The organism is Bradyrhizobium sp. GCM10028915, from assembly GCF_042666195.1.
Lineage (GTDB): Bacteria > Pseudomonadota > Alphaproteobacteria > Rhizobiales > Xanthobacteraceae > Bradyrhizobium > Bradyrhizobium canariense_D.
On sequence record NZ_JBHTFN010000070.1, the window covers coordinates 377,331 to 399,011 of the forward strand.

At 59.6% G+C, this 21,681-nt stretch carries 24 protein-coding genes, 1 tRNA gene and 1 pseudogene; 19 read left to right on the top strand and 7 right to left on the bottom strand.

What is annotated here, in order from left to right; translation table 11 throughout:
• Positions 1–120: 120 nt before the first annotated feature.
• On the bottom strand, positions 121–372 hold the full coding sequence (locus ACFQX9_RS35315) for a hypothetical protein (RefSeq protein WP_377791813.1): 252 nt from the start codon (positions 370–372) through the stop codon (positions 121–123).
• A gap of 399 nt (positions 373–771) precedes the next feature.
• Positions 772–1,059, bottom strand: coding sequence for a hypothetical protein (locus ACFQX9_RS35320; RefSeq protein ID WP_377791814.1), 288 nt, complete (start codon positions 1,057–1,059; stop codon positions 772–774).
• Between the two features lie 646 nt (positions 1,060–1,705).
• On the opposite strand from ACFQX9_RS35320, the gene ACFQX9_RS35325 reads away from it, so the two are divergent.
• The 5 genes from ACFQX9_RS35325 (at position 1,706) to ACFQX9_RS35345 (ending at position 4,404) form a co-directional block, all read left to right on the top strand.
• On the top strand, positions 1,706–1,894 hold the full coding sequence (locus ACFQX9_RS35325; RefSeq protein WP_377791815.1) for a hypothetical protein: 189 nt from the start codon (positions 1,706–1,708) through the stop codon (positions 1,892–1,894).
• A 250-nt stretch (positions 1,895–2,144) separates the two neighbouring features.
• Complete coding sequence (locus tag ACFQX9_RS35330; RefSeq protein WP_377791816.1) at positions 2,145–2,348, top strand: hypothetical protein; 204 nt, start codon at positions 2,145–2,147, stop codon at positions 2,346–2,348.
• Positions 2,349–2,537: 189 nt separating this feature from the next.
• Entirely contained in the window at positions 2,538–2,864 is a 327-nt protein-coding gene (locus tag ACFQX9_RS35335; protein WP_377791817.1) for a hypothetical protein, read from the top strand.
• A gap of 288 nt (positions 2,865–3,152) precedes the next feature.
• Positions 3,153–3,665, top strand: a complete 513-nt coding sequence (locus tag ACFQX9_RS35340; RefSeq protein WP_377791818.1) for a hypothetical protein — start codon at positions 3,153–3,155, stop codon at positions 3,663–3,665.
• Entirely contained in the window at positions 3,601–4,404 is an 804-nt protein-coding gene (locus ACFQX9_RS35345) for an IS110 family transposase (RefSeq protein ID WP_377791819.1), read from the top strand. Before ACFQX9_RS35340 ends, ACFQX9_RS35345 begins: the two co-directional genes overlap by 65 nt.
• Here the strand turns inward: ACFQX9_RS35345 and ACFQX9_RS35350 are convergent.
• Positions 4,359–4,601: pseudogene (locus tag ACFQX9_RS35350) on the bottom strand (cytochrome P450); the annotation flags it as partial. The gene ACFQX9_RS35345 and the pseudogene ACFQX9_RS35350 sit on opposite strands and share 46 nt — an antisense overlap.
• Before the next feature lie 287 nt (positions 4,602–4,888).
• Between ACFQX9_RS35350 and ACFQX9_RS35355 the strand changes: the two are divergent.
• Positions 4,889–6,256, top strand: coding sequence for a tetratricopeptide repeat protein (locus ACFQX9_RS35355; RefSeq protein WP_377791821.1), 1,368 nt, complete (start codon positions 4,889–4,891; stop codon positions 6,254–6,256).
• 173 nt (positions 6,257–6,429) lie between these two features.
• Here ACFQX9_RS35355 and ACFQX9_RS35360 read toward each other — a convergent pair whose 3' ends face one another.
• Complete coding sequence (locus ACFQX9_RS35360; protein ID WP_377791822.1) at positions 6,430–7,353, bottom strand: class I SAM-dependent methyltransferase; 924 nt, start codon at positions 7,351–7,353, stop codon at positions 6,430–6,432.
• 390 nt (positions 7,354–7,743) lie between these two features.
• Between ACFQX9_RS35360 and ACFQX9_RS35365 the strand changes: the two genes are divergently transcribed.
• From ACFQX9_RS35365 to ACFQX9_RS35420, 12 genes are all read left to right on the top strand, one after another.
• Complete coding sequence (locus ACFQX9_RS35365) at positions 7,744–9,072, top strand: MFS transporter (protein ID WP_377791823.1); 1,329 nt, start codon at positions 7,744–7,746, stop codon at positions 9,070–9,072.
• A gap of 257 nt (positions 9,073–9,329) precedes the next feature.
• Complete coding sequence (gene trbB, locus ACFQX9_RS35370) at positions 9,330–10,244, top strand: P-type conjugative transfer ATPase TrbB (protein WP_317246408.1); 915 nt, start codon at positions 9,330–9,332, stop codon at positions 10,242–10,244.
• A gap of 1 nt (position 10,245) precedes the next feature.
• A complete protein-coding gene (locus ACFQX9_RS35375) occupies positions 10,246–10,572 on the top strand; it encodes a TrbC/VirB2 family protein (RefSeq protein WP_085394394.1) in 327 nt (108 codons plus the stop codon).
• Positions 10,572–10,835, top strand: a complete 264-nt coding sequence (locus tag ACFQX9_RS35380; protein WP_085394395.1) for a VirB3 family type IV secretion system protein — start codon at positions 10,572–10,574, stop codon at positions 10,833–10,835. The genes ACFQX9_RS35375 and ACFQX9_RS35380 overlap by 1 nt, the downstream gene beginning before the upstream one ends.
• Before the next feature lie 10 nt (positions 10,836–10,845).
• On the top strand, positions 10,846–13,287 hold the full coding sequence (gene trbE / locus ACFQX9_RS35385; RefSeq protein WP_377791856.1) for a conjugal transfer protein TrbE: 2,442 nt from the start codon (positions 10,846–10,848) through the stop codon (positions 13,285–13,287).
• Positions 13,284–14,015 (top strand): P-type conjugative transfer protein TrbJ, encoded by a 732-nt coding sequence (trbJ, locus tag ACFQX9_RS35390; protein ID WP_377791824.1) that lies wholly within the window; start codon positions 13,284–13,286, stop codon positions 14,013–14,015. The genes trbE and trbJ overlap by 4 nt, the downstream gene beginning before the upstream one ends.
• The gene (gene trbK-alt / locus ACFQX9_RS35395; protein WP_377791825.1) at positions 14,015–14,371 is read left to right on the top strand and encodes a putative entry exclusion protein TrbK-alt; all 357 of its coding nucleotides are present in this window, start codon (positions 14,015–14,017) and stop codon (positions 14,369–14,371) included. The genes trbJ and trbK-alt overlap by 1 nt, the downstream gene beginning before the upstream one ends.
• Positions 14,368–15,597, top strand: a complete 1,230-nt coding sequence (trbL, locus tag ACFQX9_RS35400; protein WP_377791826.1) for a P-type conjugative transfer protein TrbL — start codon at positions 14,368–14,370, stop codon at positions 15,595–15,597. The genes trbK-alt and trbL overlap by 4 nt, the downstream gene beginning before the upstream one ends.
• 100 nt (positions 15,598–15,697) lie before the next feature.
• Positions 15,698–16,381 carry a conjugal transfer protein TrbF gene (gene trbF, locus ACFQX9_RS35405; protein WP_377791857.1) on the top strand — a complete coding sequence of 228 codons (684 nt, stop codon included), beginning with the start codon at positions 15,698–15,700 and terminating at the stop codon, positions 16,379–16,381.
• Positions 16,382–16,398: 17 nt separating this feature from the next.
• Positions 16,399–17,412, top strand: coding sequence for a P-type conjugative transfer protein TrbG (gene trbG / locus ACFQX9_RS35410; RefSeq protein ID WP_377791858.1), 1,014 nt, complete (start codon positions 16,399–16,401; stop codon positions 17,410–17,412).
• Entirely contained in the window at positions 17,409–18,611 is a 1,203-nt protein-coding gene (locus ACFQX9_RS35415; protein ID WP_377791827.1) for a TrbI/VirB10 family protein, read from the top strand. The genes trbG and ACFQX9_RS35415 overlap by 4 nt, the downstream gene beginning before the upstream one ends.
• Before the next feature lie 4 nt (positions 18,612–18,615).
• Positions 18,616–18,861 carry a DUF2274 domain-containing protein gene (locus ACFQX9_RS35420; RefSeq protein WP_377791828.1) on the top strand — a complete coding sequence of 82 codons (246 nt, stop codon included), beginning with the start codon at positions 18,616–18,618 and terminating at the stop codon, positions 18,859–18,861.
• Here ACFQX9_RS35420 and ACFQX9_RS35425 read toward each other — a convergent pair.
• The 3 genes from ACFQX9_RS35425 to ACFQX9_RS35435 all read right to left on the bottom strand — a co-directional run bounded on the left by ACFQX9_RS35425 (position 18,828) and on the right by ACFQX9_RS35435 (position 21,319).
• The gene (locus ACFQX9_RS35425; protein ID WP_377791829.1) at positions 18,828–19,787 is read right to left on the bottom strand and encodes a LysR family transcriptional regulator; all 960 of its coding nucleotides are present in this window, start codon (positions 19,785–19,787) and stop codon (positions 18,828–18,830) included. The genes ACFQX9_RS35420 and ACFQX9_RS35425 overlap by 34 nt on opposite strands.
• Positions 19,788–19,872: 85 nt before the next feature.
• The gene (locus ACFQX9_RS35430) at positions 19,873–20,505 is read right to left on the bottom strand and encodes an acyl-homoserine-lactone synthase (protein WP_377791830.1); all 633 of its coding nucleotides are present in this window, start codon (positions 20,503–20,505) and stop codon (positions 19,873–19,875) included.
• Positions 20,506–20,590: 85 nt separating this feature from the next.
• Complete coding sequence (locus ACFQX9_RS35435) at positions 20,591–21,319, bottom strand: LuxR family transcriptional regulator (protein ID WP_283018909.1); 729 nt, start codon at positions 21,317–21,319, stop codon at positions 20,591–20,593.
• Between the two features lie 223 nt (positions 21,320–21,542).
• Between ACFQX9_RS35435 and ACFQX9_RS35440 the strand changes: the two genes are divergently transcribed.
• A tRNA-Ser gene (locus tag ACFQX9_RS35440) sits at positions 21,543–21,647 on the top strand.
• Positions 21,648–21,681 lie beyond the last annotated feature (34 nt).

Here is a 21,681-nt window from a genome sequence, read left to right on the forward strand (position 1 = left end):
GCGCGGTGCACGCGGCTATCACGCAACCATGGTCCAATGGCCAAGTGGAAGCTCAGATCACCAAGCTCAAGCTGGTCAAACGGCAAATGTACGGGCGCGCTAAGCTCGATCTCCTTCAGGCTAGGCTGATTGGCGCGCCATAAAAACAATCACGATCATCGAATATGCGTCAGAGCCAATATTGCAGGCCGAATGACAGGCAACACCGGCAGCCGAACGGTCGGCGTTCACGAGGTCGTCCAGAGATTTGCCGGGCCGGACTGCATCGGCGTCTGTATCGAAGAACCTTTCTCCGGACAGTTCTCCAGCGTCAAAGCTCTCTTCCCCATGCTCGGAGCTGCCGTACTCGCCTGCGAGCTGGCGGGCTCCCATGGTCGGCGATCCACCTCAGCAAACTGAAAATCCCCGCCACCGGCAAAGGCAACGCGAAGAAGCGGGACATGCAAGCGGCTGCGAAAACTCGTTGGGGCAAAGACCTTGGCGAAGATGAAGCCGACGCTGCCGGGGCCGGGGCATAAGCGCTGGACTGTGACCTGTTCACAGCAGCCCGTTTGAGACATTGCGATGGGCACTTAAGATGTCCGCTCATCGGGGCCGACGGGAAATCGTCGCGGGAGCACTAACCGACGCCATTGAGCAAGGAGCGGCTCATTGGTTCCCACTTGTGGCCCTAAGCCGAAGATCGTTTCAGCCGCCGTGATGTCCGCTGTAGTCGGTTAGCTCGACGCCGAGCTACGCTTGTCTCGCCAGCCGCTTTCGAGCCGTTGCGCGTTAAGCGCGGTCCAAATCGACAAGATATGCTAGAACCAAGTTTTCGGTCTGGGCTTGGATAGCGGCGTTGCGATAGATGACAATCTCGGCTTCGTCAGCTCTGCGAACTGTCAACTTCGCCGTGGAGGAGCAAAGCGGCACGCCGTTCGATGTCATCGTAATCAGGTCTTCACGAACCCAACCCTCTTTGCATAGCTCGAGTGCCTCTGGGAAGTTCTTCGCCTCGAAGGCGAACGTAGCTTTGCTGTCAACGTCCATTACGAACACCGAGCCTAAGAAAACAGTCATTGGCACTCGCTTTTCATCGGCATCGGGCGGCCGGAGCCATATGGTCACACACATTAGTTTAAGGCGCAATGATACGAACCGGACGATTAAGTCGAGTCAGCGGCGGGTTCGCGGCGGGCCTAAGATTGCTTAGCCGATGGTCGCTCGAACCCGTGTCATGTCGGCTGTCAGAGGCAAACCCGACGACAATCCAGCATCGCGGCTACCGCTGCTGTTGACCCGAAGCGGACTCCAGGACATCGCGCTGCCCCTGAGAGAGCAAAATAGGATGGACGGGCGAGGTCGACAGTTGGCATCCGCGCGCAATTGACACGGAGAGTTCGAGATGCCCCTTACCCCAGACCCATCCGGCGACTTCGAGGAGGCGCCGCCTGAAGCCGTTCTATTCGCGATGTTCAGCGGCGGTGACCGTATCACTTGCCGGGTCGAATGGACCACCTTACGCGAACGTGCCGCCGCCGACGGCGCCGATCCGAATGACATCGCCGGACGTTCAAAAACCATCGGTCTACCATCGAGCAGATCGCCAGCGACCTGTACGACGGCGGCAAGAAATCCCAGTGGTTCGCACTGAGCAGCTTGTGCCGGCCCGCGGACCGGGCGCGCCTTGCGATTTTTGAGGATCAGAGAGAAGCCGGGGGCGGCGATGAAACTGTTGACTGAATACCTAGAGCGCGCCGTGAGCCTGGAAAAATTGGCGGCGGGCGAGCAGGATTCGACCTTCAAAACCCAACTGTTGAACCAGGCGGCGGCCTATCGAAAGCTGGCGGCAAAGCGCGCCATGGAATATGGACTGCCGCCACCCAGTCCGCCAGAAGAGCCGCCGCATCGCTGAGGGAGTAGACCGCAAAGGGCGTTGTGGCTATTTTCGGCTCATGAGCCAAGAGGATGCAAACGGTTCCGCGAGCAGGCGGATGAGTGCCGCCAACAGGCGGCGACAGCGGTCAGCCTAGACGCCGCCGAAGTATGGTTGCGGCTCGCGGGCGACTGGATGAAGCTCGCCGAAGCCGCCGAGAAACGCGGAAGCCAATTTTGACAGAGATCCCGGCGGCACCGGGTTGGACGGAGAGAGCAAGAATTTCACGATGCCATCAGCGAAGGTCGCCAAGTACCTGGAGCGGGCCGACTTCTATCGCCGGCTCAAAGAGCAGATGTCACATCCGCCCACCCGCCACCTCTACGAGCAGATGGAAAGCAGCTACCGTTTGCTCGCCCAGAGCCAAGAACAGCTGGAACGGTCAGAGCAGCCCGTCGAAAATCTGGACCGTCGTAAAACTCCGCGCCCCTGAGGCGAGCGGCCGCTGCCGTGAAGGGGGCGGACGGATGGTCCGCTATTGAACCGAAGCGGAATGCGCATCCAAATGGCTCCCGTGCTTAGGCGAGCTAGGCAAATGCGAAAATTAACGGGCGGCTGTATCAATTGATACGACTAGGGAGATCGACGCCTGTACAACTAGCCTCAAGTCGGAGCGCGGCTTATGGACAGCCGAAGCGATCCCGGCGAATGGCGACTCAACGGTCCATTCGAGGGCTTGGCCATGGGTATCGAACGAATGCACACAGCGAAGTACTGGCGGATGCGCGCCGAGGAATTTCGCACCAAAGCCGACTGCTGCGAATTCCCGCAGACCAGAAATACGCTCCGCCAAGTTGCGAATAACTATGAGCAGCTGGCCCGGAGCGTCGAACAGATAGTCACCGTCACTGAGCTGGATGAGCGCACTTCAGAAGCTCGCCGAGTGGCGCGGGAATACGCTGACGACCCGCGGGCTATCATGCGCCAACAGCGGCATCGGATGACTTAACACCATCCCACCCCGCGGCTCTCCCGTTAAGCCGCAAGCAACGGCCGCTCGTGGCCCTTACCCCTGGCCTAGCCGCGCGGACTCCTGAGGGCAGTAAACCAGCATCCCTGAGGGAGTGCATTGGGCCGGTTCTGCCCTTAGCGGACCTGTGCTGCACGCCGTTGCATGGGCAGCTATTGACCCGTAGCAGACGTTTGTCGGATTCGGCTTCGTGCCGCGTTAACACAACCCGGTTATACGAGCCACCACGCTCCGAACGGATCGCCTTTCTTGCGAGGCATTGACCCAATGAAACGCATTTTTACGTTTCTCATAGTCGGGCCGCTGCTTATGGGCGGCGTGCTCGACTTTCTGTTTGGGTCGACGAGTGCTCTTGGTTGGTTGGTTGGGCTTCCGTTCTTGAGTGTTTTGGTTGCGTTTCCAAGTGCGCTTGTCGATTACTCTCTGGAAGGGCGGCGCTGGCAGCTCGCTCTCGTTACAGCGTCCGGCGTTGTTGGATCGTCTCTCGCGGGCTTCTCTTCCCAAAGCCATCTGCTTTTGATCGCCGCTGCTGGAGGTGTCTCGATGGCGTTCTTGGATGACCAATCAGAGCTGGTCCCCGGAACACAGGGCGTGATCAGGGCCGCCTCCTTTGCATTCACTTCCGCTTGTGATGCTGTGGACGGCTCCTCCACGGGCACGAGAGTGCCAAACAATGGGCGCCGTTTAAGGCTCCCACGATTCGGAGGAGCAGCCTATGCAGTCAATTTCAACGATTGGTCTGGATATCGCGAAGTCGGTCTTTCAAGTGCATGGGGTTGATACAGCCGGCAAGGTGATCATACGCCGTCAGCTCAAGCGCCGTTTCGTGCTGTCCTTCTTTGAGAAGTTGCCGCCGTGCCTAGTCGGGATCGAGGCTTGCGCTTCATCGCACCATTGGTCCCGCGAGCTGCAGGCGTTGGGGCATACGGTGCGACTGATGCCACCGGCCTATGTGAAGCCCTACGTCAAGCGGCAGAAGAACGACAGCACCGACGCAGAGGCTATTTGCGAGGCGGTCACAAGGCCCAACATGCGGTTCGTGCCGACCAAGACGATCGAGCAACAGAGCTGTCTGATGCTTCATCGCGTGCGCCATCTCTTCGTTCGCCAGCAGACTGCCGTCATCAACTCGATCCGCGCATATCTGGCCGAGTTCGGGATTGTTGCCCCCGTCGGGCGCAGGGGTGTGGAACAGCTGTTGGAAGTCGTCGCCGATCCAGCCGACCGCCGGGTCCCGGAGGTGGCCCGCGCGTGTCTTGCGGCTCTCGGCGGTCAGTTGCGGGGACTGAAGGCTCAGATCCTGGAGTTCGATAAGGGCATTATTGCCTGGCATCGATCAAACGCGACGAGCAAGCGACTGGATGCGATCCCTGGCGTCGGTCCAGCACTGGCAACGGCGCTAGTCGCAAGCGTTGCCGATGCCAAGACCTTCCGATCGGGGCGGGACTTCTCGGCTTGGGTCGGGCTCGTGCCGAAGGCTGCGCGCCATTTGCCCTCTGCCCGCACGGCCTCGAGCTGATCAGGGTTGGTTAAAAGACCGTAAAGCACTGTCAGCAGGGCGTCCCGCGGCTCATTGATGCCGCCGCCAATTGCGATTTTCACGTTGGCGATCATCTGGCTTTCCGGAATCGGATTCTTTGCATTCACCATGAAGGAGAGAGCGGAGGAGTCCGGCTCGGCTCGCACCCGTTCGGCATTGGCTCGGATACATCTATCATGCAGCAAGAGGCCCCGCGAGCGCTGGAAACTGTCGAGCGGCAACTTAAAAGAACGCGAATGAGTCAGAGGCCATGACCCAACCTGAAGCCGTGCAATTCTGCTAGGTTTCGAAATCCGGGCGTATAGCCCGTGCGGGAGGCGGCGGTGACAAACTGGGAGGTCTCCAACGATCCATCTGGCAAGCCGCCATCCGATAACAGGCAGCCGGACGAAGCAGAATCCGATCAGGGCGACCGGGGAAGCGGCCATCTGATCGCAGTTTAAGGATCCGCTTGCGGGCACGATTGCAGTTGATCGGCGGCGCGCTCGCCTCAATTGCGGCTGTGGGTGCTATCGCGGGTGGCCTCGTCGGGTACTGGACTGTTTGGAAGACGCTACGCACAGACGTCTTTCCGGAAAGCCAGAAAACGCAAAAAGAGGCTACGGCCCGGCCCGACATTGCTCCCCGTTTGTCTCTCGTTGTCCTGCCATTCGCAAACCTCAACAACGATGCAGAGCAGGACTATTTCGCCGACGGCATTACGACCGATCTGACGACCGACCTCGCGCAAATGCCCGATACATTCGTGATCGGACGCGGGACGGCTTTCACCTATAGGAATAAGCAGGTCGATCTCAAGACGCTCGGCAAGGACCTTGGTATCCGATGGGCGGTGCAGGGCGCCGTGCAACGGGCTGGAGATCGGGTTCGGATGAACGTGTCGCTTGCAGACCTTTCGACCGGTCGTGACGTCTGGTCGGATCGTTTTGACGGCGATCGGATGAATCTTGCCGCCCTGCAGGACCAGGTGACGGCGCGGCTTGCCCGCTCTCTCAACGTTGAACTCATCCAGGCCGAAAGTCGTCGCAGTTTGATGGACCAGCCCGCGAATCCAGATGCCGTGGATTTCACGATGCGCGGGTGGGCAAAAGTCTATGGACCTCAGAGCAACGTAACGATCACCGAGGCAAAGGACTTGTTTGAGGCCGCGCTGCATCTCGATCCGGACCACGTTGATGCGATGCTCGGTAAAGCGTGGTGCATAGCGAGCGGCATACTCAGCGGCTGGTCAACTGCCGTGACGGAAGACAAAAAGATCGCCACCAGCTTAATTGATAAAGTTCTTTCAAAGCGGCCGACGAGCGCGAATGCGCACATAACCAAAGGAAACATTTTACTCTATGGAGATCCCGAGGGAGCGTTATCTGAATTCGACGCCGCTTTGGAAGCCGACCCAAATTCGCCGCTTGCATACGCAACAAAAGGAATTGCACTTGTCACAGCGGGACGCGCGCACGAATCCTTCGACCCAGTTCAGATTGCTTTACGCCTAAGTCCCAAAGATCCGGCGCGTAGCACCTGGCATTTCTTCCTGTGCCATGCTCACGCCCATGTGCAGCAATACAACGAGGCCATTGAGGAATGCAGGCGCTCGATCAATCTGAACAAATTATACTGGATGCCGTATGTGGATCTGATTTCAGCTTATGGAGCCACCGGCCAACTTGAAATGACCTCCCAAGTGACGACCGAATTGGATGCAATCTTGCCGGACTTCACGGTCCAATGGTTCCGTCAAATAGGCTACGCACGTTCGAGCAATGCGCAGTTTCGCCGTGAGTACGACAGCATCCTTGATGGACTTAGAAAGGCTGGCGTCCGCGAGCAATGAGATCACCAGGATCCTTCGTTGCTTGCTTACCAGCAGAGTGTTCTCTGGCCCTGAGCCGAAAAGCACTGGAGCCGCGGTGACGTCCGCTGTCGCTGGTGAGTCAGACGCCGAGCAGCCTTAGCTCAACAAGCGCCCGTCCCCAAAACCGACATCAGTGCCGCGCTCGACGGCATTCACCAATACCTTTTCCCCACTCGCGCCAAGGCTATGTGCAAGCTGGCGGGGGGCTGTCCGAGTGTGGTGCTTGCTCGCCGATAGCGTTCCCACATTGCCTTTCCGTCTAGATCTTCAACCAGCTCAAGTCCAACACAGGCGAGATCGTTGATGATTTCATCCGGATAGAATCCCGAAATCCAAGGTTCGCCGGTCTGCGCTACCAGGTTAGCATTCTCGTTGTGTGGTGATTGCGATGTGTTCTGGGCGAACTCGGCTTGGTCCATATAGGTGAATACAAGTTCGCTTCCCGGAGCACCGCAAGTTGCCACTGCACGCAAGGTTGCCAGATTGGCTTGGCGTGTCAGGTACACCGAAACGCCGAGCCACGAGAAGAATGCTTTCTTGTCTTTCTGGAAGCACGAGCAAGCCAAAGCAGACACCAAATCGTCGTTCGTGAGGTCGGTAGCGATGAAATGTACAGACGGCGGAAGCGACATGCCGCATTCTTTAATACGCTGGATCTTCATCGTTTGCGTCGCCGGATGGTCTATCTCGAAGATCGTCAGGGCGTAGGAAAAAGCGGGCCGGCGAAGCGCGAAGCTATCCAACCCGGCGCCGATAAGGACATACTGACTGATGCCCCTGATTGTCGCCTCGCGCAGCGCGTCCTCTGCATAGCGAGAGCGGATTACCACTCCAGGCAGTGCGGTATTGGCGAGCAGGAAGTCGTCCAACACTGTATTGGTTCCCTGCAGGGCACGGGCACGCGCGTCTTTATCCATGCGGGCCAATACACGCTCAGTCATCCTTTCGCGTTCAGCTTCGGGAACGAGTCGATCGCCCCAGGGATCGTCGAAAAGGGGAGACGGGTCGAACCGCGAATGCAGCGCTCTCATCAGCGACGTTGCGAGTGCGGTGCGGCTGGGCAATGACTCCATCATCCCGATCCTTCCTGGGACGGCTTGTCTCGCTGAGTACTAGGGCGATCTGGCGCGTACGGACGATAGACTAGAATAGGCGATGGTTAAAGCTGCCCATCGACTGAACAGAGCAGCAACAACTTGCGCACCAGCCGCACTGAAGGCTTCGGAAGGAAACGCGATTGAGAGCGCTGCATAAGTCTGGACATGGCCTGAAGCCGGCAAACATCAATGACCGATTGAGTCGGCTTTAAAGCGGACTTGATGAATCTATCAGTTCGCGCCCAAGTACAAATCAGGTCGGCCTTTCTTTTTCAACGCCAGCCTACGACGGCACCAATTTAGCCAAGCCCACAAAAAGCTGGACGCGCTATCGGCTCGCACGAACCGATAGCAACGGAGTGAGCCAGCATGCAAGCCTTAACAGCATGGCGTCGAATCGCATGCGTTTTTCTACCTTTTGCTGCTGGATATTATCTCTCGTACGTGTTTCGAACGATCAACGCTTTGATTGGCGGTCAGCTGAGCTCGGATATCGGTCTGGAGACTGCCGATCTCGGGTTGCTTACGTCGGTCTATTTCCTTGTCTTTGCGGCGGTCCAGATTCCCATCGGGATATCGTTGGACCGCTTTGGTCCGCGCCGCATTCAGAGTGTTCTGCTCCTGGTCGCAGCGGCGGGGGCCGCACTGTTCGCGGTAGCGACTGGTTTCCTGTCACTTTTGATCGCGCGTGCCATGCTCGGGCTTGGCGTGGCCGGGGCGCTGATGGCAGGACTGAAGTCCATCGTCCTTTGGTTTCCCAAGGAACGAGTTGCCTTGCTCAACGGCTACATGATCATGCTGGGATCGCTGGGAGCTGTGACCGCTACGGCCCCCGCCGAATACCTGCTCCGTTGGATGAACTGGCGGCAGCTCTTTGAGATCCTGGCGTTCGCTACCGGAGCGACGGCAATTCTAATCTACGTCGTGGTGCCTGAGCGCATCATGGGCCGATCTACCATTCGCAATACCCTTAGCTCTGTTTTGGGCGATCCGCGTTTCTGGCGAATTGCCCCATTGTCAGCCGCTTGCATCGGATCGGCCTGGTCTCTGCAAGGGTTGTGGGCATCGCCATGGCTAACCGACGTGGAGAGATTCGACCATCCGAGGCTTGTTGGACAGCTGTTCACGATGTCCATCGTTCTTTGCGGCGGCGCCTGGTCGTTCGGGACATTGGTCCATTGCATCCGACAAAGACGGGCTGGAGTAGAGATCATCGTGGCCGCGATCGCAGGGCTATTCATCGCGGCCCAGCTATCCTTGATCCTTCGCTTGCCCTTGCCATCAATCTTGCCGTGGTCAGTGATCGCAATCGCTGGAACCGCGACTGTGGTCAGCTTCGCGGCAATCGCTGAATACTTTCCGCCGGAACTCACCGGTCGTGCCAACGGCGCCTTGAATGTGCTGCACTTCGGTTGGGCATTTGTTTCCCAATGCGGGACCGGCCTCATCTTGCAGCAGTGGCCAGTGGTGGATGGCCACAGGACCGTCTTTGCCTATCAAGTCGCGTTCGGTCTCAATCTGGTGGTGCAGATCGCCGCGTTTGTCTGGTTCGCTCTACCATGGCTTGGATCCTTCGGGCGGCGGATGGGTTCAAACCCGCTCCGTTTGCCCGCTAGCGTTTCCGACGCAGTCGAAACGTTCATGCCGTGCGAACAATTGCTCGTGGTCATGCCGGCGAATACCGATTCGGAGTGGTGAGGCACGTCCGCAGTAAGCTTGCCGACGAATAGCATCAATATTCAGCAGCGCTCCGGTTAGCTCCGCGGTGCGAATATGAGTTTTTGATCTTTCTTTTCCTACGCCAATCTACGCTTACCGTAAGCGCTTGTTGCGCCAAATCCATTGGTGCGTTTTCTAATCAACCGATCCGAGAACGCTCCAGACGTTCTCATTCGGTGGGGACGGCAGTGGCAATCAAATCTATTCAATCGGAAGCGAATTCGCGCGGTGCGCGAATGCTCCGCAGCGCACTTGGCGCGGCAATCGCAGGCTACCTGGAAGACGATACGATCGTCGAAGTCATGCTCAATCCCGATGGGCGGCTTTGGATTGACCGATTGTCGAGTGGGTTGGTTGACACTGGCGAAACCTTGTCGACGGCGGACGGCGAGCGCATCGTTCGTCTGGTGGCCCACCATGTAGGCGCGGAGGTGCACGCAAGCTCACCACGCGTCTCGGCTGAACTTCCCGGAACCGGCGAGCGTTTTGAGGGCCTGTTGCCTCCGGTCGTTGCTGCCCCCGCTTTCTCCATCCGCAAGCCCGCGGTCGCCGTCTTCACGCTCGACGACTACGTCGCCGCCGGGATCATGAGCTCCGGGCAAGCCGACGCCCTGAGGAGTGCGGTCGCCACTCGCAAGAATATCCTGGTGGCCGGTGGCACATCGACCGGCAAGACCACCTTGACCAACGCGCTTCTGGCCGAGGTAGCGAAGACCGCTGACCGCGTCGTCCTGATCGAAGATACGCGCGAACTTCAATGCAAGGCGCCCAATCTCGTAGCGCTACGGACCAAGGACGGCGTAGCCACTTTATCCGACCTTGTCCGCTCCTCGCTTCGACTGCGTCCTGACCGCATCCCGATCGGCGAGGTCCGCGGCGCCGAAGCTCTCGACCTCCTGAAGGCGTGGGGCACCGGTCACCCCGGCGGAATCGGCACCATTCATTCGGGTAGTGCGCTCGGCGCTCTGCGGAGGCTCGAGCAGCTCATCCAGGAAGCGGTCATCACGGTTCCGCGCGCCCTGATCGCCGAAACCATCAACCTCGTCGCCGTGCTCGGGGGGCGCGGTGCTGACCGTCGCCTCGCTGAACTCGCCCTTGTTACAGGGCTTGGCGCCGCCGGCGACTACAGCCTTTCCCCAGCAGGAGACTGACATGCGTCCACGATTCCGTATTCCCCGAGAAGCTGCTTTGCTGGCGATTGCCAGCCAGGTTGTACTGACGACAGCGCCCGCATGGGCGGCCGGCTCGAACATGCCATGGGAGCAGCCGCTCAACCAGATCCTGCAATCGGTCGAAGGCCCCGTCGCCAAGATCATCGCCGTTATCATCATCGTCGTAACCGGCCTTACCCTCGCTTTCGGCGATTCATCCGGCGGGTTTCGCAGGCTGATCCAGATCGTGTTCGGTCTGTCGATCGCATTCGCCGCCTCGAGCTTCTTCCTGTCGTTCTTCTCGTTCGGCGGCGGCGTGGTGATCTGATGGACGAGGCGGTCGCAGGTTTTGTCGTGCCGGTTCACCGTGCGCTTACCGAGCCGATCCTGATGGGCGGTGCGCCGCGGGCGGTCGCCATCGTCAACGGCACGTTGGCGGCCGCCCTTGGACTCGGACTGCGGCTCTGGATCGCAGGTCTTGTCCTCTGGTTCATCGGCCACATGGCCGCCGTCTGGGCTGCCAGGCGCGATCCCGCCTTTGTGGATGTCGTGCGGCGCCATCTGCGCATTCCCGGTCATCTCAACCTCTGAGTTCTCGGTCATGATGAACCTTGCCGAATATCGCCATTCCAATGCGCGTCTTGCCGATTTCCTGCCTTGGGCCGCCCTCGTCGACAAGGGCATCATCCTGAACAAGGATGGCTCGTTCCAGCGGACAGCGAAGTTCCGTGGACCCGACCTCGATAGCGCGGTGCCAGCTGAACTTGTCGCGGTCGCCGGTCGTCTGAACAACGCACTTCGCCGCCTGGGATCCGGCTGGGCCGTGTTCGTTGAGGCGCAGCGCCATTTTGCCGGCAGCTATCCTCCGAGCACATTTCCGGATGTCGCATCCGCGCTGGTCGACGCCGAGCGCAGGGCCCAGTTCGAGGAGGCCGGCGCCCACTACGAGTCCAGCTACTTCCTGACTTTCCTCTATCTGCCTCCGGAGGAGGGCGCAGCCAAGGCAGAGCGACTGCTCTATGAAGGGCGCGATCGGACCGTTGGAGCCGATGCTCGCGAGGTACTTCGCGGCTTTATCGATCAAACCAGCCGCGTACTCGGGCTTCTGGAAGGATTCATGCCCGAATGCGCATGGCTCGATGATCAGGCCACGCTGACCTACCTGCACTCGACGATCTCGACCAAGCGTCATCGGGTTCGCGTGCCCGAAATTCCCATGTACATCGATGCGTTGTTGGCGGACCAGCCGCTGACCGGCGGTCTCGAGCCGATGTTGGGCTCGGCGAATTTGCGAGTCCTCACGATCGTCGGCTTCCCGGGGGCAACGACGCCGGGAATTTTGGATGACCTCAATCGCCTGCCATTCTCGTACCGCTGGTCGACCCGGGCGATCATGCTCGACAAGACCGATGCCACCAAGCTTTTGACCAAGATCCGCCGCCAGTGGTTCGCCAAGCGAAAGTCGATTGGCGCCATTCTCAAGGAGGTCATGACCAATGAGGCGTCGACGCTGCTCGATACCGACGCCCACAACAAGGCACTCGATGCCGACGCGGCGCTGCAGGAACTGGGATCGGACCAGATCGGACAGGCCTTTGTCACGGCAACGATCACCGTCTGGGACGGTGCTGCCAATGTTGCGGATGAAAAGCTCCGCCTGGTCGAGAAGGTCGTTCAGGGCCGCGATTTCACCTGCATGATCGAGACGGTGAACGCCGTCGAAGCCTGGCTCGGCAGTCTGCCCGGACATGTCTATGCCAATGTGCGGCAGCCGCCGGTGTCGACCCTCAACCTCGCCCATATGATTCCGATGTCGGCTGTATGGGCGGGCGAGGCTCGGGATCTGCATTTTGGCGCTCCGCCGCTCCTGTTCGGCAAGACCGAGGGATCAACGCCGTTCCGTTTTTCGCTTCACGTCGGTGACGTCGGCCATACCCTGGTGGTGGGGCCGACAGGTGGTGGCAAATCCGTCCTGCTGGCGCTGATGGCAATGCAATTCCGCCGTTACCCGAACTCCCAGGTGTTTGCGTTCGATTTCGGCGGTTCGATCCGGGCAGCCGCGCTCGCCATGGGCGGCGATTGGCATGATCTCGGCGGTGCCTTGTCCGACGGAGGCGATCGGCCCGTCTCGTTGCAGCCGCTGGCTTGGATCGACGATCCTTCCGAGCGCGGATGGGCCACCGAGTGGATCGGCGCGATCCTGTCACGGGAAAGGGTCGAGATCACCCCAGAGGTGAAGGACCATCTGTGGTCGGCACTGACGTCTCTCGCGTCCGCGCCGAGGGAGGAACGTACGCTTACGGGCCTGTCAGTCCTCTTGCAATCGAACTCCCTGAAACGCGCCCTGCAACCCTATTGCCTGGGCGGGCCTTCCGGCCGGCTGCTCGATGCTGAATTCGAGCGCCTTGGCGAGTCCTCCGTCCAGGCGTTTGAAACCGAAGGTCTGATCGGAACGAGTGCTGCGCCCGCCGTGCTGGCGTATCTGTTTCATCGCATTGAGGATCGTCTCGACGGCCGTCCCACACTTCTCATCGTCGATGAGGGTTGGCTTGCCCTCGATGACGAGGATTTCGCCGGCCAGCTCCGCGAATGGCTGAAGACGCTTCGCAAGAAGAACGCGTCCGTCATCTTCGCCACCCAATCGCTTTCGGACATCGACGGCTCAGCAATCGCGCCGGCGATCATCGAGAGCTGCCCAACACGCTTGTTGCTGCCGAACGAACGGGCCATTGAACCTCAGATTACGGCCATCTATCGCCGCTTCGGTCTCAATGACCGCCAGATCGAACTACTGAGCCGGGCAACGCCCAAGCGTGACTACTACTGCCAGTCCCGTCGCGGCAACCGGATGTTTGAACTTGGCCTTGGCGAGGTTGCGCTCGCATTCACGGCGGCCTCATCCAAGACAGACCAGGCTGCCATCGCACAGCTCCTCGCCGAACATGGACCTGACGGGTTCGTGCCGGCCTGGCTTCAGCACCGCGGCGTTGCCTGGGCCACGGACCTGATTCCCGGTCTCATCAATCTGGAGAAGTCGCAATGAGACGCCTTGGTCTATTTGCCGCGGCCAGCACGATCGCCCTGACGCTTTGCGTCACGGTGCCCGCACGAGCGCAGTGGATCGTCTTTGATCCCAACAACTACGTCCAGAACGTGCTGACGGCCGCGCGCGAGCTGCAGCAGATCAGCAATCAGATCACCTCGTTGCAGAACGAAGCGCAGATGCTGATCAACCAGGCCAGGAATCTGGCAAGCCTGCCGTATTCTTCGCTCCAGCAACTGCAATCCTCGATCCAGCGCACCCAGCAGCTGCTGGCCCAGGCCCAACGCATCGCCTACGACGTCCAGCAGATCGATCGCGCGTTCTCGACCAGCTATGCGCCGGCCAGCGGCAGCCAGTCCAGCCAAGCGTTGATCATTAACGCTCAATCCCGGTGGCAGAATTCTGTCGCGGCGCTGCAAGACGCGCTCCGGGTCCAGGCTGGTGTCGTGGGCAACCTCGATACCAATCGCGTCCAGATATCGGCGCTTGTGACGTCGAGCCAGGGTGCCAGCGGCGCCCTGCAGGCGACCCAGGCTGGCAATCAGATCCTTGCGCTTCAGGCGCAGCAGCTTGCCGATCTCACTGCCACTGTCGCGGCGCAGGGCAGGGCGCAAAGCCTTGAAGCGGCGCAGCGTGCGGCAGCCCAAGACCAGGGGCGAGAACAACTCCGCCGGTTTTTGACGCCGGGGCAGGGCTATCAATCCCAAAACGTGCGGATGTTCCATTGATGACTGATACAGGCCCATTCAAAGCGCTATCGCTACTCATGTCGGTCGGGGTGCTGGTCGTCGCAGGCTGCGCGATCCAGCTAAGTGGCGGAGAAGATACGTCTTCGCCGCCTAAGGCAGAGCAGGCCAAAGACGTTGACCGTTCCGAGCTTGAGCGCTGCCGCACCGTCTCTTCGGAAGATGCCGCCGGCTATCAGCATTGCCAGAAGGTCTGGGCCGAAAACCGCCGTCGCTTCTTTGTCAGGCGGGACGGTGCTGCCGCTGCAGACACCGGCGTGACAGCCGCGCCAAAGGATCAGAGCCGGATGCCGCAAGGATATCCGTCCGTCGGGGTGCCCGAGGAGGATAGGCCATGACCGGCACCGGCATCATCGACCAGTTCCTTGAGACATTCACCCGCTACATCGATAACGGCTTCGGGCTTTTGGGTGGTGAGGTCGGGTATCTCGCGACAACGCTTGCCGCCATCGACATCACGCTCGCCGCGTTATTCTGGAGTTGGGGCCCGGACGAGGACATCGTCGCGCGTCTTGTCAAGAAAACGCTATTCGTTGGCATTTTTGCGTATGTGATCGGCAACTGGAACAGTCTGGCGCGCATCGTTTTTGAGAGCTTTGCCGGGCTTGGTCTGAAAGCGTCCGGTTCAAGCCTCTCCGCATCAGACTTCCTGCGACCGGGAAAGATCGCTCAGGTCGGGCTCGATGCCGGTCGGCCGCTGCTCGACTCGATCTCGAACTTGATGGGCTACATCAGCTTCTTCGAGAATTTCGTGCAGATCGTCGTTCTCCTGTTCGCGTGGGTCGTGGTGCTGCTCGCCTTCTTCATCTTGGCGATTCAGCTCTTCGTCACATTGATCGAGTTCAAGCTGACGACGTTGGCCGGCTTCGTTCTCATTCCCTTTGGCTTGTTTGGCAAGACGGCATTCGCGGCGGAGCGGGTCCTCGGCAATGTCATATCGTCCGGGATCAAGGTTTTGGTCCTGGCCGTCATCGTCGGCATCGGTTCAACCCTGTTCTCACAGTTCACGGCGGGCTTTGGCGGCGCGCAGCCAACAATCGAAGATGCGATGACCCTGGTGCTCGCGGCCCTCTCCTTGTTGGGCCTCGGAATCTTCGGCCCGGGAATCGCAAACGGCCTTGTATCGGGCGGACCCCAGCTCGGCGCCGGCGCCGCGATCGGGACGAGCCTTGCTGCCGGCGGGCTTGTTGCGGCAGGTGCCGGCCTTGCCGCTGGTGGCGCTGGTCTCGCTGGTGGTGCGCTCGCAGGTGCGGGGCGCGGTGGAGCTGCCATCGTGAGTGGCACATCAGCGGCGTATCGAAGCGGCGGTCTTGCTGGTGTCGCCGAGGCGGGTGGCTCGGCTGTGTTGAGCCCTTTACGTCGAGCCGCGGCCACATTCGCCGGCAGCGGTCAAGCGAGTGAGCCGACTGCGAGCACAGGCACAGACGGGCAACCCGATTGGGCGCGCCGCATGAAACACGCCCAGACCATTCGGCACGGCGCGTCGGCGGCCGGTCATGCTGTGCGCTCCGGCGATCATGGCGGCAGCGGCTCCTCAGTCGATCTCTCGGAAGGAGAGCGCTGACAGCCTGCCAACACCCGCCGGTTCGCCGGGCGCCAGCAGCGGCGTCAATCGGCACACCGCGACACTCGCAACCAATCACTCGATCTCAGGGGCGACATCCATGTTCAGACGACCTTCCGTTCACTACGGGCGTATGCCCGAACCTGTCACGCCCTACCAAAAGGCAGCGCAGGTCTGGGACGAACGCATTGGATCGGCGCGCGTGCAGGCCAAGAACTGGCGCTTGATGGCATTCGGTTGCCTCATGCTGTCAGCCGGTCTCGCCGGAGGCCTTGTTTGGCAGTCAATACAGGGATCAATCACGCCCTGGGTGGTCGAGGTCGATCGCCTGGGCCAAGCCCAACGTGTCGCGCCAGCCAACATCGACTATCAGCCCACCGACGCCCAGATCGCCTACCATTTGGCGCGGTTTATCGAGGACGTCAGAGGCTTACCGGCTGACGGCATCGTTCTGCGCCAGAACTGGCTTAGGGCATATGACTTTACGACCGATCGCGGCGCGGCCGCGCTCAACGATTTTGCACGTAACAATGATCCCTTTGCCAAGCTGGGCAAGGCGCAGATTTCCGTCGATGTCTCGAGCGTCATCCGTGCGTCTTCAGAGAGCTTCCGGGTCGCCTGGACCCAACGCGTTTACGAGAACGGCTCCCTGAGCGCGACCGAGCGCTGGACCGCAATTCTCACGGTGGCAATCGAGACGCCGCGCGATGCCGAACGCCTGCGCAAGAATCCCCTTGGCGTCTACGTGCGCGCCATCAACTGGTCAAAGGAGCTGGGGCAGTGATCAAGACGATGCGTAACATGCATTCAAAAGGTCCGATCCAATATCGCAGGTTCAGCTCGAGCAGGTGCAAGCTCGTGGCTTCGAGGCGAGCCCTTTTATCAGCTCTGCTGCTTGGCACATCGGCCCTTGCTGGATGCGCCACCTACATTCCGCCGGAAATCAGCTATGACGCGGAGGTCCCGCCCTTGCCAGTGCCTCCAGCGGCACTCGATGACCGACCTCAGCCGCTTCACGTTCCGCCGCTATGGAAACCGGTTCTCGGCGGCAAGTCGGGGGCCAAGGAAGAGGCTGAACCCGTGAGCCGGGTTGAGACCGCAAATAGCGCGGCGCGAGTCGAGCCGTGCAAAAGGGGATACTTTAACGCGGCGCAAATTTACGCCTTCAGCCCCGGTGCGCTCTACCAGGTCTACGCCGCTCCGGGACAGATCACGGACATTGCGCTGGAAGAGGGAGAGCAATTGACGGGATCTGGACCGATCGCGGCCGGAGATACCGTGCGCTGGGTAGTCGGAGATACCGAGAGCGGGAGCGGGGACACGCGTCGCGTCCACATCCTGGTCAAGCCGACGCGGGCGTCGATCGGGACCAATCTTGTCGTCAATACCGACCGGCGCACCTACCTGATCGAGCTCCGCTCCCGCGAGCGGCCGTACATGCCGTCTGTTGCCTGGTACTATCCGGAAACCGTTCGCGAACGGTCGCGCTCAGTCGCCCTTAGACCCGTCATTCCAAATCCAGCGCAGCGTGTGTTTCGGTATGCGATCGAGGGCGACAGTCCGCCTTGGCGGCCGCTAGCGGCCTATGATGACGGCCGGAAAGTTTATATCGAATTCCCACAAGGGATCGTCCAGGGCGAGATGCCACCGCTCTTCGTTATCGGCCCGGACGGCAAGACCGAACTCGTCAACTATCGTGCCCACGGCAATGTGCTGATCGTGGACCGGCTGTTTGCAGCCGCAGAACTGCGGCTAGGCAGTGAGCACCAGCAGAAGGTCAGAATTGTCAGGACCGACGGGAGGCCGTCGTCATGAACACGCAGAACGAACATCATCCGGAGGCGATTCCGCCGCAAACACCGGAGGAGCAATCCAGGAGCTTCCGCCTCCGAGCCGAACCTCCGCGGGTTACCCGATTGTCTCGCAAGGTACTGGCGGGAGGGAGCGCGGTTGCCCTGTTGATTATCGGCGGAGCCGTATTGTGGTCATTGCAAAGCAATCCCCCACGCAACCAGGCAACCGACGAGCTCTATAGCACCGATCATCACAATATTGCCGATGGTATCGAGGCGCTGCCGAAGGACTATACTTCACGCCAAACCGTGCCGCAGCTTGGTCCGCCGCTCCCAGGCGATCTTGGACGGCCAATCCTGGCCGCTCAAGGCCAGTCGCCGGCGGCCGGCGGAGATCCGGAACAGCAACGTCGGGATCAGGAGAGCGAGGCGGCCCGTATCAGCCATCTGTTCGCTTCGACCAACGGGAGAGAAGTGCGTCCACTCGCCGCGGTGGCAGCTGGAGGCGAGCGCGTCGTGCCGCTGAACGCAACGAGCACCGGCGAGGATGGATCCGCGCAAAACGCGCAGGACCGAAAACTTGCCTTTGTGAGCGCTTCTGTGGACCGTCGCACGGTGAGCCCTGACCGCGTCAGCAGGCCCGCTTCACCATACATTGTGCAGGCCGGGACGGTGATTCCAGGAGCGCTGATCACCGGGATCAGGTCAGACCTTCCCGGCCAAGTCACAGCGCAGGTGACGGAGAATTTATACGACACTCCGACCGGCCGCTTTTTGCTCGTGCCCCAAGGAGCGAAGCTGATCGGCAGTTATGACAGCCAGGTTTCGTTCGGCCAGTCGCGAGTGCTGCTGGTCTGGACCCGGTTAATCATGCCGAACGGCCGCTCGATCGTTCTGGAGCGGCAGCCTGGTGCTGACAGCGCAGGCTACGCGGGGCTCGAAGACCAGGTCGACAATCATCTGGGTGAACTATTAAAGGCTGCTGCGTTATCGACGTTCTTGGCTGTCGGGACGGAAGTAGGCGCAGGCTCCGACACCAATAGAAACGACAGCGCCATCATTCAGGCATTGCGGCATGGCGCCTCCGACTCACTAAACCAAACTGGACAGCAGGTGGTTCGGCGCAGCCTCAATATTCAACCTACTTTGACCGTACGACCTGGTTTTCCGGTCCGTGTTCTCGTCAATCGTGATCTCATACTCGTGCCATACGGGGGGTAACAGCATGCCCAAGCTTAGAATAGGAGCACTGCCCGACGACAAGCCGGTCAAGGTCCCCGTTGAACTTCCGGCATCTGTGCATCGGGATCTTGTTGCCTATGCAGAGGCAATGGCACGCGAAAGCGGGCAGCGGATCGATCCGACAAAGCTGGTCGCGCCCATGCTGGCCCGCTTCATGGCCACGGACCGCGGATTTGCAAAGGCAAGGCGAACCGGTCATCCGCCGAGAGCCGCCGGGGGCGAGGGATAGCGCTCTGCCAGTAGATCGAGGAAACGCTTCAGAGCCGGATTTTCGTTGTCATCGCGCCAATGCGCATAGAAGTCCAACCGGCTTGGTCCCGATCCGTCCTGCAACTCCCTGTACACGAGGCCTGCAAAACTTGCACCAATATCCGATTCCATCACCAGGCTGAGCCCCATGCCCATACTCGTCAGACTCTTGATAATGCCGCGGCTTACGTCATGGCGCTGCACCCTGGGTCGGTCGTCGGGTAGTAGGAGTTTCGAGATCAGCAGATCCTCAAGTTCTCGTCCGGGATCATACTCGCTTACAAGAATCGTCTGGTCACGCAAATCGGTCCAATAGATGATCTCACGTGACGCGAGGCAGTGATCCTGAGGCAGCGAGATCAGGATGCGTTCGCTCCAGAGCAATAGTGATCTGGTGCCCCTTGAAGGCAGACGTCCAGGGCTAACGACAACGTCGACGGTTCCGCTACTTAGCGCAGTCATCAGACGGAAGCGAGAGCGCTCCATCGTTGCCAATTCGAGCTGTGGGAGCAGCTTCTTAAGCTCACCTATCGTCGCTCGCAAATTGCCGGTGGACATGGAGGTGAAGAAGCCGATCACAAGATGGCCAGTCTCTCCACGACCACCGGACCTCCCGGTGTCAACGAGCATGTCGACTTGTTCCAGAATCAACCGTGCGATCCGCAGAATGGCCTGTCCAGCCTGAGTAGGCTTAATTCCTCCGCTTGAACGCTCAAACAGTGAAGTACCCACGAGGTGCTCGAGTTGACCGATAGAGCGGCTGAAGGCGGTATGTTTGATTGCAAGCGCCTCCGCGGCTCGTCGAAAGCTTCCGCAATCACAAGCGACAACTGCCAGTCGAAGCTGTTGCAGGTCAATAGCTCTGGCTGCGTTCCGCCGATGATTCCTGATCTTAATATCCGTCATGTTCATAGCTCGCCAGGCAAAGCGCAAGATACGGCGTCCCCGCTCTAGGCGGGGACGCGCATATCGTTTGTTGACATGGACCGTTCTAGGCGGCCGCGAAGATTACTGGCGTCCAAACGGCCGGTGCCGAAAGACCGCCGGCTTTACGAAGGCTGGCCAGAATATCGCGCGAAATCTCCAGGTAACCCGCCACGGCTAAGGTGTTGCCAATTGCGGAAGGATTGCCAATGCGCCGTAGGGGCCAGCCGGCTCGCCGAAGGATTCTCTCCATACGGACGTCCGTTACGGTGACGATGTCAGTGAGTTGTCGTGAGAGCCCGAACTCGACCATTCCCGCAAACAGCTCGTAAGCAGCACGAGTGATACCGTGGTCCCCTTTCGGGGCATCGGCAGCAACATCGATTGCGAATCTACTACTTTCCCAAACGAGAGGAGTTGACGGCGCCGGTCGGCCTTCAAGAAGCGCGGGGAAGGTGTCACAAAGCATGGTCGGGCCAAGTGTGGGGAGGAGGCGTACGGAACCTTGCACCTGCCCGTTGTCACATAGCTGGGTTAGGTAAGCGGGATGCAATGCATCAAAATCGTCGATCTCCATGTCGCCACTGGTTTGAACGTCCCATGCCATGCGAAGCTTGAAAACGCGATACCGTAGCCGATGCATTTCGACGAGAGTTTCGGCGAACTGGCCATACAAGGGTGGTGTGATAAGCTGAATCATAGTCCCTCCAGGTGTGTACATCGCCACCTTTGGAGCGGATCACGGATCTTAAGTCATTACCTGTAGTTGTAGGGGGGCTGCGTCCCTAATTTTGCTCTTTTCTTTTCACGGCGGCTAAGCGGGCTACCGCTTGTACAATCGTCCGAACACCGAGTTTTTTCTTCGCGCCTTCTAGGTAGAAGGCAACCGTGTTGCGCGAGATGCCGAGAATGCATCCAATCTCCCAAGCGCTCTTGCCCCGAGCTGCCCACTCCAAGCATTCGAACTCGCGCGGGGATAGGCATGCCCCCTCTATTTCGTGTGCATTTGCTAGCTTTCGCCGGGTATGAGCATGGAAATACATCGCCATTAGCTGAAGAACGCGTCCATGCGATTCAATGAACCGTTCGAATTGTGGGCGGCTCTGGTCAACGGCAAAGGTCAATGCAGCGATGGGGCCGTGGCCATCGTGAATGGGCACCGTAAAGCCAAACCGAATTCCGAATTCCGCGGCCTCTTCGAAAAGCCGATGCTGTGCTTTCGATGTGAACTTCGAGTTGAAATTAACCCCCCATCGAAAGGGCTCGGGGTTTCGAAGAGCTTCTCCGATGACGGGATCAAGCACTTGATAATTGTTTCGTAGATAGTGTGCTACCCACCGCGATGGATATGTAGAGATTAGGCGCGGTTTGCCTTTGCTTGAGTGCTGGAGGGCTAGATAGGCAAAACACGATAGGTCCAAAGCGGTCGCTGTGTCCGCCATGGCTTTGGAGAAGTCTTGAAGATCTTCTGCGGTCGCTAGGAGATCAATGAAATTTTGAAAGATGCGGTGCATCGCTGCCAAGCAAGCCGTGCATGGTGCGAGAGCAGAGATCTCGCCCAATTCGTTGATTGTGCCTACAACAAGTGACCAAAGAGCCGCGCTTCGCGGCCGGTGAAGTCAAGGCAAGACCCTCTTGTACCAAACACCACAACGTCGTGCCTCGTACAGTTTGTCTTTGCCTATTCTCATAACGCCCCCGGCATTTTGTGCCGAAATCGCAGCCGTCACCCCCAAAGCGCCGAATGTGATGCGGCTACGGTAACAAACGCTAGTTGTTTCAATGCTCCGGACCAGACTACGAATCTGAGGGTCGGACGTTCGAATCGTTCCGGGCGCGCCATTCGGCTTTGTTTTCATTAGATTTTCTTGGCGCC